This is a genomic window from Azospirillum sp. A1-3 (assembly GCF_023806445.1).
Taxonomy (GTDB): Bacteria; Pseudomonadota; Alphaproteobacteria; order Azospirillales; family Azospirillaceae; genus Azospirillum.
This window is the reverse complement of the sequence record NZ_JAMSLU010000001.1, coordinates 2,095,888-2,109,468: the sequence shown is the minus strand read 5'-3', so window position 1 is coordinate 2,109,468 and position 13,581 is coordinate 2,095,888. Positions and strand designations below refer to the sequence as shown.

Here is a 13,581-nt window from a genome sequence, read left to right as displayed (position 1 = left end):
GCCGACTTTCGTTCATGTCCTTCCGTTTATGCTGTGCTGCAGTTCTCTAAATTAACCGGCGCTTAACCATAAGTGCGTTAGCGATAGACACGCGGCACGGTGGCGCATCTGGTGTTCCATCCGGTCGGCTTCGCGGAGGAGCCTCGTCTACGCCATGACCCTTCTGGCACGCCTCTTCATCCTGGTCCTGCTTGCGGTGCTTCCGGCGATCGGGATCCAGATCTACAGCGTGCTCGAACAGCGGGCGGAGCGCGAAGCCGATGTCACGCTTCAGGCCGAGCGGCTGCTGCGTCAGGTGGAAAGCGAGCATTTCCGCATCATCGACAGCGCCCGTCTGATGGTCACCGCAATTACCGAGACGCGCTTCCTGCGCCGAGGCGAGATCGAGAACTGCCAGCCCTATCTGGAACGGCTGGCCGTCCGCTCCGCCGATTACCGCACCCTATCGGTCACCGACGGCGAAGGCCGCATCCTGTGCAGCGCCGACCCGTCGCGCATCGGCGCCTCGCTGGCGGCCCAGCCGCATTTCCGCCGGGCGATGGCCCAGGGGCGCTTTTCCGTCGGCGAATGGACGATCACCCATTCCGGCGACACCGGCGGGGAATTGCCGGTCGCGGCTCCCTATGCCGATTCCGAAGGCCGGCGGGCCGGGGTGGTCGCCCTGTCGCTCGACGTGTCGCGGCTGGCCGCCATGTTCGCCGCCCGCCCGATGCCGGAGAACACCACCCTGACCGTCGCCGACCGGTCCGGCACAATCCTGGTGAAGCTGCCGGGCACCCAGGGCCGTGCCGGCGAACGGCTGCCGGACGGCTATCTGTCGCTGCTGTCGGACAGGGAGGCCGGCGTGGCCATGCTGCCCGGGCTGGACGGCGTGTCGCGCATCCTCGCCTACTCCCCGCCGTCCGCCGGCATCCGCGACCTGTTCATCAGCGTCGGCGTCGACCGCGGTGCAGCCATGGGGGTGGTGGACCGCGCCACCCGCGACGGGCTGCTGATGACCCTGTCCGGCTTCCTGGTCGCCGCCGCCGCCGCCTGGATCGGCGGCACCCTGTTCATCCGCCGACCGGTCGACGCACTGGTCTCGGCCGCCCGCGACTGGAGCGAGGGCAAGACCACCACCCGCGTCAAGCTGTCCGACCGTTCGTCGGAGATCGGCCAGCTCGGCCACGCCTTCGACACGATGGCCGACCGGCTGGAGGCGCGGGAAGCCGCGCTGCGCCAGTCGGAGAGCCACATCCGCGCCGTGCTGGACGCGCTGCCGGCTTTCGTCGGCGTGCTGACGCCGGACGGGGCGGTGGCCCAGGTCAACCGCGTCGCGGCCGATGCCGCCGGGCTGCCGGCCGCGCGCATCGTCGGCCGTCCCTTCGACGAGATCTGCTGGCTGTCCTTCGACGAGGCCGGACGCGAGCGGCTGCGGCAGGCGCTGGCGCTGGGGGCGGGCGGCCGCTCCTCCCGCTTCGACGCCGGTCTGCGGCTGGCGCCGGGACGGGAGTCGGCATCGCGGGAGATGGCCCAGCGCGAAATGGTGGTGGACGTCAACCTGACCCCGATGGTCGACGCCGACGGCCATGTCACCCACCTGATCGCGACCGGCATCGACATCACCGAGCGCAAGCGCACCGAGGAGGCGCTGCGCGTCGCCGAGGAGCGCGTGCGCACCGGCCTGCGCAATTCCGGCGTGGTGGTGTTCAACCAGGACCAGGATTTGCGCTACACCTGGGCGCATTCGGAGTGGCTCGGCGTCGCGCCCGACGCGCTGATCGGTCGCACCGACACCGACCTGACCGATCATGGCGAGGATGCCGACGGCATCATGGCGCTGAAGCGCCGCGTCATGGAGAGCGGTGTTGGCGCGCGGGAAGAGGTGCGCATCCGCTGCAAGGGCGAGGACCGCTTCTTCGATCTGACCGTCGATCCGCTGCGCGACCCCTCCGGCCGGGTGGAGGGCGTCACCTGCGCCGCCGTCGAGGTCACCGACCGCAAGAAGGCCGAGGCCGAGCTGCGCCGCGCGCGGGAGGAGGCCGATCAGGCCAACGAGGGCAAGTCGAAGTTCCTCGCCGCCGCCAGCCACGACCTGCGCCAGCCGGTGCAGTCGCTCTACCTCTTCACCGCGGCGCTGAGCGACCGGCTGCAGGGCAATCCGGCCCTGCCGATCCTCGACAACATCCGCCAGGGGCTGGACACGCTGAAGACTCTGCTGGACGGTCTGCTGGACATGTCGCGGCTGGAATCCGGCAAGATCGTCGCCACCCCGGTCGAGGTGCGGTTGAACCAGCTGCTCGGCCGGCTGGTCGCCGAATACGGACCGCGCGCCGCCCAGAAGGGGCTGGAACTGCGCGCCGTGCCGACCCGTGCCTGGGTCCGCACCGATCCGGCCCATCTGGAACGCATCCTGCGCAATCTGGTCGAGAACGCGCTGCGCTACACCACCAAGGGCAAGGTGCTGCTGGGCTGCCGCCGCACCCCGTCCGGCATGCGGGTGGAGGTGTGGGACACCGGCAGCGGCATCCCCGCCGACCGGCTGGAGGACATCTTCGAGGAATTCACCCAGCTGGGCGAGCGCAGCGAGCGCGGCCTCGGCCTTGGGCTGGCCATCGTCAAGCGCCTGTCGCGCCTGCTCGGCCATCCGGTGACGGTGCGCTCGTGGGAGGGCCGGGGCTCGGCCTTCGCGGTCGAGCTGCCGCGGGTGATCCTTGGCACTCCCAAGAGCAACGCCCGGAGCACGCCGCGTCCGACCGGCGGCACCGCCGTCGCCGCGGCGACGCTGGCGCGCCACTCCGTTGCCAACGATGCCGCTGCCAACGACCGCGGGCAGGCGATCAGCGCCATCGCCAACGCCTTCGGCGGGCGGAGCGGCGGCGGCGGGGCCGCAGCGACGATTGCCGCCCCGGCGGCCACGGGGGCCACTGCGGCCAAGGGCATGGTGCTGGTGATCGACGACGAGGCGATCATCCTGCTTGGCCTCAAGGCGATCCTGGAGGGCTGGGGCTATGACGTGCTGACCGCCAAGTCGGGCGATCAGGCGCTGGAACGGCTGCGCGCCGACGGCCGCTGCCCGCAGATCGTGCTGGCCGACTACCAGCTCCAGCAAGGGCGCACCGGTCCGGAGGCGGTGAGTGCCGTCCAGACCATGCTGGGCCAGACCATTCCCGGCATCATCCTGACCGGTGACACCAGCTCCGAACGCCAGGAGGAGGCCGAGCGCCGCGGTTTCCGCATCCTGCACAAGCCGGTCTTCCCCAACGACCTGCGCCGCATGATGGCGAGCGCCGGGGCGGCGTGAGGCGAGGGCGGAGGTCGGGGTTCAGCCGGCCTCCGCCACGAAGGCGTCGAAGAACAGCCCGGCGGTCTCCTGGTTCGCATGGCGGCGGGAGAGCTGGTAGCTGAGTTCGAGGATGTTCTTCGCGGGCACTTAGCAGGGCATGAACAGCTTGCGCACCAGCAGAGTGGCCGCCAATTCCTGCACCAGATGGAAGTGGCTGTTCGTCCAGGCCGCTTCCTTGAAATGGACGATCTTGAAGCGGCTGAGCCGAAACGCCAGGACCCCGGCGATCTTGCCGGGTGAAATGCCGTGGGTACGGGAGCGGCGCGCCTGCATCGCCTGCACGTCGATCTCCGCCTCGTCGATGGCGAGGGCAAGCTCCTGCTGGCTGTACTCGACGCAGGACAGGGGCAGCCGGAAGACGCGACAGGCCTCGGTCAGGAAGCAGACATAGTTCGTGTAGATCTGCTGTCGGATACTATCGGAAATGATGATCGGGGGAGCGGATGCCGCCGCACCGGCACCGTCGCTCATTCCTGTTCAATACCCAACAGCCGGCGGAACGCCGCGACGTCGACGTCGTCGGACGCATTGTGCTCCAGGGAGCGGCGCACCAGGGCATCCAGTTCTGCCGTCGTACGAATGCCGTGGTTCAAGCAAACCTCACCGCGGCTGCCACGCAGGCTCATCATGGTCCTGATCGACTCCTGAAGCAGTTCGGGATTGTCGACGACGTCCTGAAGGTTCGGCATGGCGTTAACCCATGTTGTTCGCCCCGGCTCGCGCAAGATGCGGATCCGTAGGCCGGGTTCGAGGGCTTGTCCAAATAGGTAGGTTCCTAGCTACCTACCTATCCGAAGGGGTAGGGCAACGGTCGCCGAGGGTCAAGCGCTTCTTTCGAGGGAGTGGCGCTTCCGCACCACACGCTCCGGTATCGGAGCCGGCTGTCTCCGGGCTACCGACAGGGAAAGCTATTCCCTGTCGGCAGTTTATTGGAGCAAGGCCTTACTTCGCCAGATTCCGCAGCACGAAGTTCAGCACGCCGCCATTCCTGTAATACTCCACCTCGTCCAGCGTATCGATGCGCAGCAGCAGCGGGTAGGTCTCCACCGTGCCGCTGGCGCGGGTCAGGGTCAGGGTGACGTCCTTGCGCGGGCGCAGGTCCTGTTCGATGCCGGCGATGTCGAAGGTCTCCGACCCATCCAGCTTCAGGTCGGCGCGGGTGACGCCGTCCTTGAACTGCAGGGGCAGGATGCCCATCCCGACGAGGTTGGAGCGGTGGATGCGCTCGAAGCTTTCGGCGATCACCGCGCGGATGCCCAGCAGCCGGGTGCCCTTCGCCGCCCAGTCGCGGCTCGAGCCTGTGCCGTATTCCTTGCCGGCGACGACCACCAGCGGCACGCCCTCGTCGGCGTAGCGCATGGCGGCGGTGTAGATCGGCAGCCGTTCGCCCGACGGGTAATGCTTGGTCTCGCCGCCTTCGACGCCGGGGATCAGCTCGTTGCGGATGCGGATGTTGGCGAAGGTGCCGCGCATCATGACTTCATGGTTGCCGCGGCGGGCGCCGTAGCTGTTGAAGTCCTGCGGCCGCACCTGATAGCTCAGCAGATATTCGCCGGCCGGGCTGGTCTTCTTGATCGAGCCGGCGGGGGAGATGTGGTCGGTGGTGATGGAGTCGCCCAGCACCGCCAGCGCCCGCGCGCCGCGCACGTCCGAAACAGCGTCCGGCGTCTTGGTCAGGCCGCTGAAGAAGGGTGGCAGCTTCACGTAGGTGGAGTCTTCCTGCCACTGATAGGTCTGGCCCTCCGCCGTGGCAATGGCCTGCCACTGTTCCGGCCCCTTGAAGACGTCGGAATAGCGGCTGCGGAACATCTCGGCGGTCAGCGAGGCGTCGATGGCGTCCTGCACCTCGCGGTTGCTCGGCCAGATGTCCTTCAGATAGACCGGGCCGTCGGTGCCGGTGCCGATGGGGTCCTTGGTCAGGTCGATGTTCAGGTTGCCGGCCAGCGCATAGGCGACGCACAGCGGCGGCGAGGCCAGATAGTTGGCGCGGGTGTGCGGGTTGACGCGGCCTTCGAAGTTGCGGTTGCCCGACAGCACGGCGCCGACCACGAGGTTGCCTTCCTCCACCGCCGCGGCTATCGGCTCCGGCAGCGGGCCGGAATTGCCGATGCAGGTGGTGCAGCCGTAGCCGACGATGTTGAAGCCGATGCGGTCCAGATAGGGCTGCAGCCCGGCCTTGGCGAGATAGTCGGTGACCACCTGCGATCCCGGCGCCAGCGAGGTCTTGACCCACGGCTTCTGCTTCAGCCCCTTTTCCACCGCCTTCTTGGCCAGCAGACCGGCGGCGACCAGCACCGCCGGGTTGGAGGTGTTGGTACAGGAGGTGATGGCGGCGATGACGACGGCGCCCTGCTCAAGGCTGTAGTCGGTGCCCTTCACCGGAACCGCCTTCTTGGGATCGTCGGCCTTGTAGGCGTCGGTCATGTCCTTGGCGAAGCCCTGGGCGATGCCCGACAGGGCGACGCGGTCCTGCGGACGCTTCGGACCGGCCAGCGACGGCTCCACCGTGGCCATGTCCAGTTCCAGCACGTCGGTGAAGATCGGGTCGGGGCTGCCCGGCTCGCGCCACATGCCCTGGGCCTTGGCATAGGCCTCGACCAGCGCCACGCGGTCGGGGTCGCGGCCGGTGAAGGTCAGATAGCGGATGGTCTCGGCATCGATCGGGAAGATGCCGCAGGTGGCGCCATATTCCGGCGCCATGTTGCCGATGGTGGCACGGTCGGGCAGCGTCATGCTGTCCAGTCCCGGACCGAAGAACTCCACGAACTTGCCGACCACGCCCTTCTTGCGCAGCATCTGGGTGACGGTCAGCACGAGGTCGGTGGCGGTCATCCCTTCCTTCATCCGGCCGGTCAGCTTGAAGCCGACGACCTCCGGAATCAGCATGGAGATCGGCTGGCCCAGCATCGCGGCCTCCGCCTCGATGCCGCCGACTCCCCAGCCCAGCACGGACAGGCCGTTGACCATGGTGGTGTGGCTGTCGGTGCCGACCAGCGTGTCGGGATAGGCAACCGGCTTGCCCGACGGGTCGTTGTCGGCCCACACCACCTGCGCCAGATATTCGGTGTTGACCTGATGGCAGATGCCGGTGCCCGGCGGCACGACACGGAAATTGTCGAAGGCCTTCTGGCCCCAGCGCAGGAAGGCGTAGCGTTCCAGGTTGCGCTCGAATTCCAGTTCGACGTTCTTCTGGAAGGCGTCGTTGCCGCCGAAATAGTCGACCATCACCGAGTGGTCGATGACGAGGTCGACCGGCACCAGCGGGTTGATCTTCGTCGGGTTGCCGCCCAGCGACGCCATTGCTTCGCGCATCGCCGCCAGATCGCAGACTGCCGGCACGCCGGTGAAGTCCTGCATCAGCACGCGCGCCGGGCGATAGGCGATTTCACGGTCGGACCGCTTGTCGACCAGCCATTGGGCCACCGCCTTCACGTCGTCGACGGAGACGGTGCGCCCGTCCTCGAACCGCAGCAGGTTTTCCAGCAGCACCTTCATGGAGAACGGCAGCCGCGACAGATCGCCGAGACCCGCCTGTTCGGCGGCCTTCAGGCTGAAATAGTCGTAGCTCTTGCCGCCGGCGGTGAGGGAGCGGCGGGTCTTGAGCGAATCCTGACCGGTGAAGGTGGTCACGGGAAGCCTCCTTAATTCTTGAATTGGGGCCTTTGGGTCGGGCGTGCGCCTTGGTCGGCGCTTGGGAGAGCGCTTCGGTTACGGTCCAGGTGATGATGGTCCAAAGGACGATCGGTCAAATGACCCTAAAGATCGTCCGAAAGACTGGGGCAGCCACGCGGGCGCCCCTACATCATGCAGGCAAGATGTAGGGTGAAGCCCCGGCAGATCAAACGCATGACTCCAAGAAAGCGCCAGCATGGGCGTGGTTGACGGATGCCATGCCGTCACCTCCCTGAGGGGCGGCGGCGGTGCCAGCTCCGTCCATCATCCTATGACGTCTCTGCGGACTTGTTCTTTACTCATATGAGCATTGAGCGCATCACGCCGGCTTCATTGCCACATAGCGGACGAAGCGCAGGCCGCTGCCCAGAACCCGCAGCCGTGCCCACCACAGCGCAAGCTCCCGCTTCAGCGCCGCCAGCACCGGCGCCGGCGGCGATACGGCGTTCGCCAGCGTGTCGGCCAGCCTGCGCACGCGGTCGATGATGTGGCGGCGGTGCAACTGGGTCAGGTCCTCCGAAATGCGGAGGTCGAGGTTGCGCTGGGTCAGCTCGTCGGCCATGCGGGTGGCGGTCCAGGGATAGACCTCCATCGGCTCCTCCTCTCGCCAGCCGTTCCAGGCGTCCCAGGAACCAGGGGTGCCGTCGATCACGTAATCGAACAGGGCGATGCCGCCTTTGGGCTTCACGCAGTCGCCGACGCGGTCCAGGAACAGTTCCTTGTCGCGCAGCCGGTGGACGATGCGGTCGGCCATCACGAGGTCGAAGCTGCCGGCCTGGTTGAAATGCTCCGGATCGTAATGGGCAATGGGAGCCTTCTTCGACAGGCCTAGCGCCTTCGACCGGTCCATCGCCAGCTTCGCCAGCAGCGGCGACGGCTCCAGCCCGGTCACCCAGGTGTCGCAATTCTCAACCAGCGCGCGGGCGGTGCCGCCGAGACCGGCCGACAGGTCCAGCACGCTCTTGGCAGGGTTGAGCCCGAAGGAGCGGACGGAGTCGACCATCCAGGCCGCTTCTTCCGGCCCGGTCATGTCCTGACCCCACAGAAGCTGCGCCCCCTCGCTGCGCGCCGGCGACCAGACGGGTTCGCCGTGACGGTCGAGCTGCATCAGCGCCAGCCGGTCCAGCTCCGGATTGCCGTCGGCCGCCGCCGGGCCGGACGATGCCGCAGGAAGGGTGGCGCTGCCGACCGCCTCCACCGGTCCGGGATGGCGCCGCTCCGTCAAGTTACACAGGTCAGTCCGGTGCGAGACGCGGGGCAGCCGGGACAGGTCATAACCCTCCCACCAGGCGGCCAAACGGATGCGCCAGTCGGGGTTACGCCACCGCTCCAAATCCTGCGGACTGATCTGCGGAACCACGCATCTGCCCTTTCCAGGTCGTTGGGCGGAACATCAATCCAACCCTATTGGGGTATGACACAGGCATTCGGCGCTGTGATTTAGAAGTAGGTGCGACGCATTTGTCTGTCAAGAAACCATTATTTAACGATTTCGACTTCGTTTTCCTCAATTGTTGGAAAATTTTACCGGTTTTTGTCTGTGGGCCTGCTGTGTGCGGGCATTGCGGCAGAGGGGCTGTCTCACTATACTCCGGCCGCAACCGACGGAGGGGGCTTCGCGTGCCGATCGAATCCGGTGAGTCCACCGGCAATCCCTGGACCGTGCTGACCAGCACGACGAAATACGAAAACGCCTGGATGGAGGTGGTCGAACACAAGGTTCTGACCCCGAAGGGCGCTCCGGGAATCTACGGCGTCGTCCACCCCCGCAGCATCGCCACCGGCGTCGTGCCGATCCATGACGACGGCACGGTGACCCTGGTTGGCCAGTACCGCTTTCCGTTGAAGCAATACAGCTGGGAAATCCCCGAAGGCGGCGGGCGCAAGGGGTTGGAGCCGCAGGAATCCGCGGCGCGCGAACTGCGCGAGGAGACCGGCCTGACGGCGCGGCGCTGGATGCCGTTGATGAAGCTGCACCTGTCCAACTGCATCACCGACGAGGTGGCTTATACTTTCGTCGCCTGGGGCCTGGAGCAGGGCGAGTCCGCTCCCGACGAGACCGAGGTTCTGGCGGTCCGCCGCCTGCCTTTCGCCGAGGTGATCGACATGGTGCTGGACGGCGCCATCACCGACGCCATGGCGGTTGCCAGCCTGCTGAAGCTGCGGGTCCTGGCGGCGGAAGACGGGCTGCCCGAGGATCTCGCAAGCATTCTGCGCCTGTGACCTGCCTGCTTATCGGATCTCAATGACCGTCATTTCCGGCCACGCCGTCGCCATCGATTTCGAAACCGCCAACGAGACCCGCACCAGCGCCTGCTCCATCGGCGTCGCCTGGATCGAGGACGGCCGCGTGACCAGGACGGAGGAGCATCTGATCCGCCCGCGCGAGCTGCGCTTCAACTCCTTCAACAGCGCCATCCACGGCATCCGGGAGGAGGACGTTGCCGACGCCCCGGAATTCCCGGAGGTGTGGGCGACGTTGCGCGAACGGGTGCAGGGCCGGCTGATCCTGGCCCACAATGCCGCCTTCGACATCAGCGTGCTGCGCCACACCCTGACCGACTATGGTCTGGACTGGCCGGCCTGCGACTATCTCTGCACCGTCGTGATGGCGCGGCGTGCCTGGCCGACGCTGACGGCGCACCGGCTGAACCATCTGGCGGACTTCCTGGGCATCGCGCTGGACCACCACCATGCCGGCAGCGACGCCGAGGCCTGCGGCCGCGTCGCGCTGGCGGCCGCGGCGGAGATGGGGCTGCGCGGCTTCGGCGAGATCTCGCGCACGGGGATCAATCCTGGCCGCATCGCCCCCGGCGGCTATTCCCCCTGCAAAGGCGGCAAGGCGCTGCCGCGGCGTCCGCGCGTGGTGGTGTGACGCTTCAGCCGGCGCTTTCCCCCCGCTGCTGGCTGCGCTAGGCTCCCGCTCCACCGTATGAAGGAGCGAGCCGCATGCTGTTCATGTTCCATTGCGTCGACAAGGCGGGTGCCGCCGATATCCGCGCCGCCAACCGTGCCGAGCATCTGGCCTATCTGGAGGCCAACGCCGACCGCATCTTCGTCGCCGGCCCGCTGCTGTCGGACGACCAGAGCGGCATGGTCGGCAGCCTGCTGATCGTCGAGTGCGCCGATGCCGCCGCCGCACAGGATTTCGCCGCCGGCGACCCCTATGCCAAGGCCGGTCTGTTCGACAGCGTGACGATCCGGCCCTGGCGCCGCGTCTACCCCAAGGCCTAAGCGGGAGAGCGCCGGCGATGGCCTACTGGCTGGTGAAATCCGAGCCGTTCAAATATTCCTGGGACCGCATGGTCGCCGACGGCCGGACCCATTGGGACGGGGTGCGCAATTACCAGGCGTCCAACAATCTGAAGGCGATGGAGGTGGGCGACCGCGCCTTCTTCTATCACTCCAACGAAGGGCTGGAGATCGTCGGCGTCGTCGAGATCGTCCGTACCTATTACCCGGACCCCAGCGACGAATCCGGCCGCTTCGGCATGGTCGACGTGGCCCCGGTGATGCCGGTGAAGACGCCCGTCACGCTGAAGCAGATCAAGGCCGACCCGCTGCTGCAATCAATGGCCCTGGTCCGCCAGTCCCGCCTGTCGGTCTGCCCGGTCAGCGAGGAGGAATGGGCCCACGTGTGCGATCTGGCAGGAGTGGGTGTTCCGGCCTAAAGGAGCTGCCGAACGCCCCCTCCCTAACCCTCCCCCACCTTCGGTGGGAGAGGGGACTGCCGCTGTCCTCGATATCACTCCGGCATGCGTCCTACCCCCTCTCCCGCGAAGCTCTCGCACAAAGCTTTGCTTTGTGCTGACGCGACAGGCGGACCATAGGTCCGCTGAGAGCGGGGGAGGGATGGGGAGGGGGCATTCGCCGCCGAACTACGCACTCGAAAACCTATTCAGCCGCGTCCTGCATTGCTGCGCGGAAGTCGTTGGTCGCCTGCAGCATGCGCCGGGCGATGTCGGCCATGCCGGCGGCGGAGGTGGCGGTGAGGGGCGCGCCCAGGGCGCGCAGCGTGGCGTCGATGGCCGTCAGGCTGGTGCGGTCGGCCAGACCGGTCAGGCGGCCGGCGGTGTCGCCCGCTTCGGGAAGATCGTCCGCGTTGGTGGTGCTGGCCATTGCGATCCTTGCCGCCGATGATCGTTACCGTGATGCAGCAACTCTATAGCTGTCAGTCGGTTAAGGTCGGGTTAAGCAAGGGACTGTTCGTTACAGGGCCGACACGGCGCATGCTGCACCGCGGCGCGGCGGATGGTCGCGGCACGCGGTCGCCCATGATTCGGACCCGAACGGCGCCGAAACCTGCGTGCCTTGGTATGCTTGAGGAAGAAACAGTCTCGCGCTGCAAAATCAGCGACACAATCCTCCTTTGGTCGGGGGGCCTGCGGGGGCCGATTTGCTTGTTCGTCCCGCAACTTGTGTGGATAATGCCGCTCAATTCCGGGCGGCGGCCCGCCGCCCTGCAACATCTTCCGGCCAATTCGGAAGCACCACGGGGGAATCGCACTCATGACCGACAACAGCTTCTTTCCGGTGAAGCCCGAGATCGCGGCGACCGCCCACGTGAATGCGGAAGCTTATGCCCGCATGTACGAGCAGTCGGTCAAGGACCCCGAGGCATTCTGGGGCGAGCAGGGCAAGCGGCTCGACTGGATCAAGCCCTACAGCAAGGTGAAGGACGTCAACTTCAATGACGACGTCCACATCCGCTGGTTCCACGACGGCACGCTGAACGTTTCCGCCAACTGCATCGACCGTCATCTGGCGACCCGCGGCGACCAGACCGCGATCCTGTTCGAAGGCGACGACCCCGGCGTTTCGAAGGCCATCACCTATAAGGAGCTGCACGAGAAGGTCTCGCGCCTTGCCAACGTTCTGAAGAAGAACGGCGTCAAGAAGGGCGACCGCGTCACCATCTACCTGCCGATGATCCCGGAGGCCGCCTATGCGATGCTGGCCTGCACCCGCATCGGCGCCATCCACTCCATCGTCTTCGGCGGCTTCTCGCCCGACAGCCTGAAGGACCGCATCGTCGACTGCGACAGCCACTTCGTCATCACCTCCGACGAGGGCCTGCGCGGCGGCCGCAAGGTGCCGCTGAAGGCCAACGCCGACAAGGCGGTGGCCGGCGCGCCGATGGTCAAGCATGTGCTGGTCGTCAAGCACACCGGCGGCGACGTCGCCTGGACCGCCGGCCGCGACCTCTGGTACCACGAGGAGATGGACAGCGTCTCCGCCGACTGCCCGCCGGAGGAGATGAGCGCCGAGGATCCGCTGTTCATCCTCTACACCTCCGGGTCGACCGGCAAGCCGAAGGGCGTGCTGCACACCACCGGCGGCTATCTCGTCTATGCGTCGATGACCCACCAGTATGTCTTCGACTACAAGGACGGCGAGGTTTACTGGTGCACGGCCGACGTGGGCTGGGTCACCGGCCACAGCTACATCGTCTATGGCCCGCTCGCCAACGGCGCGACCACGCTGATGTTCGAAGGCGTGCCGACCTATCCGGACGTCTCGCGCTTCTGGCAGGTCATCGACAAGCACAAGGTCAACATCTTCTACACCGCGCCGACCGCCATCCGCTCGCTGATGCGTGAAGGCGAAGGCCCGGTGAAGAAGACCTCGCGCGCCTCGCTCCGTGTGCTGGGTTCGGTCGGCGAGCCGATCAATCCGGAAGCGTGGCTGTGGTATTACAATGTGGTCGGCGACGCCCGTTGCCCGATCGTCGACACCTGGTGGCAGACGGAGACCGGCGGCATCCTGATCAGCCCGCTGATCGGTGCCATCGGCCAGAAGCCGGGTTCGGCAACCAAGCCGTTCTTCGGCGTGCAGCCCGTCGTCGTCGACAACGAAGGCCAGATCCTGGAAGGCGAGACTGAGGGCAACCTCTGCATCGCCGATGCCTGGCCGGGCATGATGCGCACGGTCTATGGCGACCACGAGCGCTTCGTCCAAACCTACTTCTCGACCTTCCCGGGCAAGTACTTCACCGGTGACGGCTGCCGCCGCGACGCCGACGGCTATTACTGGATCACCGGCCGTGTCGACGACGTCATCAACGTCTCCGGCCACCGCATGGGCACCGCCGAGGTCGAAAGCGCCCTGGTCGCCCACCCGAAGGTCGCCGAGGCCGCGGTCGTCGGCTATCCGCACGACCTGAAGGGCCAGGGCATCTACGCCTACGTCACCCTGAACGCCGGCGAGACCCCGACGGAAGAGCTGCGCAAGGAGCTGGTGAACTGGGTCCGCAAGGAGATCGGCCCGATCGCCTCGCCCGACCTGATCCAGTGGGCCCCCGGCCTGCCGAAGACCCGCTCCGGCAAGATCATGCGCCGCATCCTGCGCAAGATCGCCGCGAACGAGCATGACAGCCTGGGCGACACCTCGACGCTGGCCGATCCGGGCGTCGTGACCGACCTGATCGACAACCGCATGAACAACGGTTGATGCCAGGTTGATGGGAAGAGGGGGCGCTCTGGTGGGGCGCCCCTTTTTCTTGCGGAGTTGTTAGCTTTTGCCCCCTCCCTAACCCTCCCCCGCCTTTGGCGGTGGAGGGGACTGCCGCCGCCTTTCCACAAGGC

The 13,581-nt window shown here is 66.8% G+C and carries 11 protein-coding genes; 6 read left to right on the top strand and 5 right to left on the bottom strand.

Going from position 1 to position 13,581, the window contains the following annotated elements:
* The first annotated feature begins 154 nt into the window (after nucleotides 1–154).
* Nucleotides 155–3,283, top strand: coding sequence for a PAS domain-containing protein (locus M5E06_RS10050; protein WP_252138043.1), 3,129 nt, complete (start codon nucleotides 155–157; stop codon nucleotides 3,281–3,283).
* Nucleotides 3,284–3,412: 129 nt separating this feature from the next.
* Here M5E06_RS10050 and M5E06_RS10045 read toward each other — a convergent pair whose 3' ends face one another.
* From M5E06_RS10045 to M5E06_RS10030, 4 genes are all read right to left on the bottom strand, one after another.
* Complete coding sequence (locus tag M5E06_RS10045) at nucleotides 3,413–3,796, bottom strand: hypothetical protein (RefSeq protein WP_252138042.1); 384 nt, start codon at nucleotides 3,794–3,796, stop codon at nucleotides 3,413–3,415.
* Nucleotides 3,793–4,014, bottom strand: coding sequence for a hypothetical protein (locus tag M5E06_RS10040; RefSeq protein ID WP_252138041.1), 222 nt, complete (start codon nucleotides 4,012–4,014; stop codon nucleotides 3,793–3,795). The genes M5E06_RS10045 and M5E06_RS10040 overlap by 4 nt, the downstream gene beginning before the upstream one ends.
* A 253-nt stretch (nucleotides 4,015–4,267) precedes the next feature.
* On the bottom strand, nucleotides 4,268–6,955 hold the full coding sequence (gene acnA, locus M5E06_RS10035) for an aconitate hydratase AcnA (RefSeq protein WP_252138040.1): 2,688 nt from the start codon (nucleotides 6,953–6,955) through the stop codon (nucleotides 4,268–4,270).
* 361 nt (nucleotides 6,956–7,316) lie between these two features.
* Nucleotides 7,317–8,357 carry an SAM-dependent methyltransferase gene (locus M5E06_RS10030; RefSeq protein WP_252138039.1) on the bottom strand — a complete coding sequence of 347 codons (1,041 nt, stop codon included), beginning with the start codon at nucleotides 8,355–8,357 and terminating at the stop codon, nucleotides 7,317–7,319.
* Nucleotides 8,358–8,617: 260 nt separating this feature from the next.
* On the opposite strand from M5E06_RS10030, the gene M5E06_RS10025 reads away from it, so the two are divergent.
* The 4 genes from M5E06_RS10025 (at nucleotide 8,618) to M5E06_RS10010 (ending at nucleotide 10,668) form a co-directional block, all read left to right on the top strand.
* Nucleotides 8,618–9,220 (top strand): NUDIX domain-containing protein, encoded by a 603-nt coding sequence (locus M5E06_RS10025; protein WP_109154464.1) that lies wholly within the window; start codon nucleotides 8,618–8,620, stop codon nucleotides 9,218–9,220.
* A gap of 22 nt (nucleotides 9,221–9,242) precedes the next feature.
* The gene (locus M5E06_RS10020; protein WP_252138038.1) at nucleotides 9,243–9,872 is read left to right on the top strand and encodes a 3'-5' exonuclease; all 630 of its coding nucleotides are present in this window, start codon (nucleotides 9,243–9,245) and stop codon (nucleotides 9,870–9,872) included.
* Nucleotides 9,873–9,946: 74 nt separating this feature from the next.
* The gene (locus M5E06_RS10015) at nucleotides 9,947–10,231 is read left to right on the top strand and encodes a YciI family protein (protein ID WP_252138037.1); all 285 of its coding nucleotides are present in this window, start codon (nucleotides 9,947–9,949) and stop codon (nucleotides 10,229–10,231) included.
* A 17-nt stretch (nucleotides 10,232–10,248) separates the two neighbouring features.
* Nucleotides 10,249–10,668, top strand: a complete 420-nt coding sequence (locus M5E06_RS10010) for an EVE domain-containing protein (protein WP_252138036.1) — start codon at nucleotides 10,249–10,251, stop codon at nucleotides 10,666–10,668.
* A 223-nt stretch (nucleotides 10,669–10,891) separates the two neighbouring features.
* On the opposite strand, the gene M5E06_RS10005 is transcribed toward M5E06_RS10010, so the two are convergent.
* Nucleotides 10,892–11,116 carry a hypothetical protein gene (locus tag M5E06_RS10005; protein ID WP_169055017.1) on the bottom strand — a complete coding sequence of 75 codons (225 nt, stop codon included), beginning with the start codon at nucleotides 11,114–11,116 and terminating at the stop codon, nucleotides 10,892–10,894.
* A 390-nt stretch (nucleotides 11,117–11,506) separates the two neighbouring features.
* Here M5E06_RS10005 and acs point away from each other — a divergent pair, with 390 nt between their 5' ends.
* Nucleotides 11,507–13,447 (top strand): acetate--CoA ligase, encoded by a 1,941-nt coding sequence (gene acs, locus M5E06_RS10000; protein ID WP_109154459.1) that lies wholly within the window; start codon nucleotides 11,507–11,509, stop codon nucleotides 13,445–13,447.
* The last annotated feature ends 134 nt before the right edge of the window (nucleotides 13,448–13,581 follow it).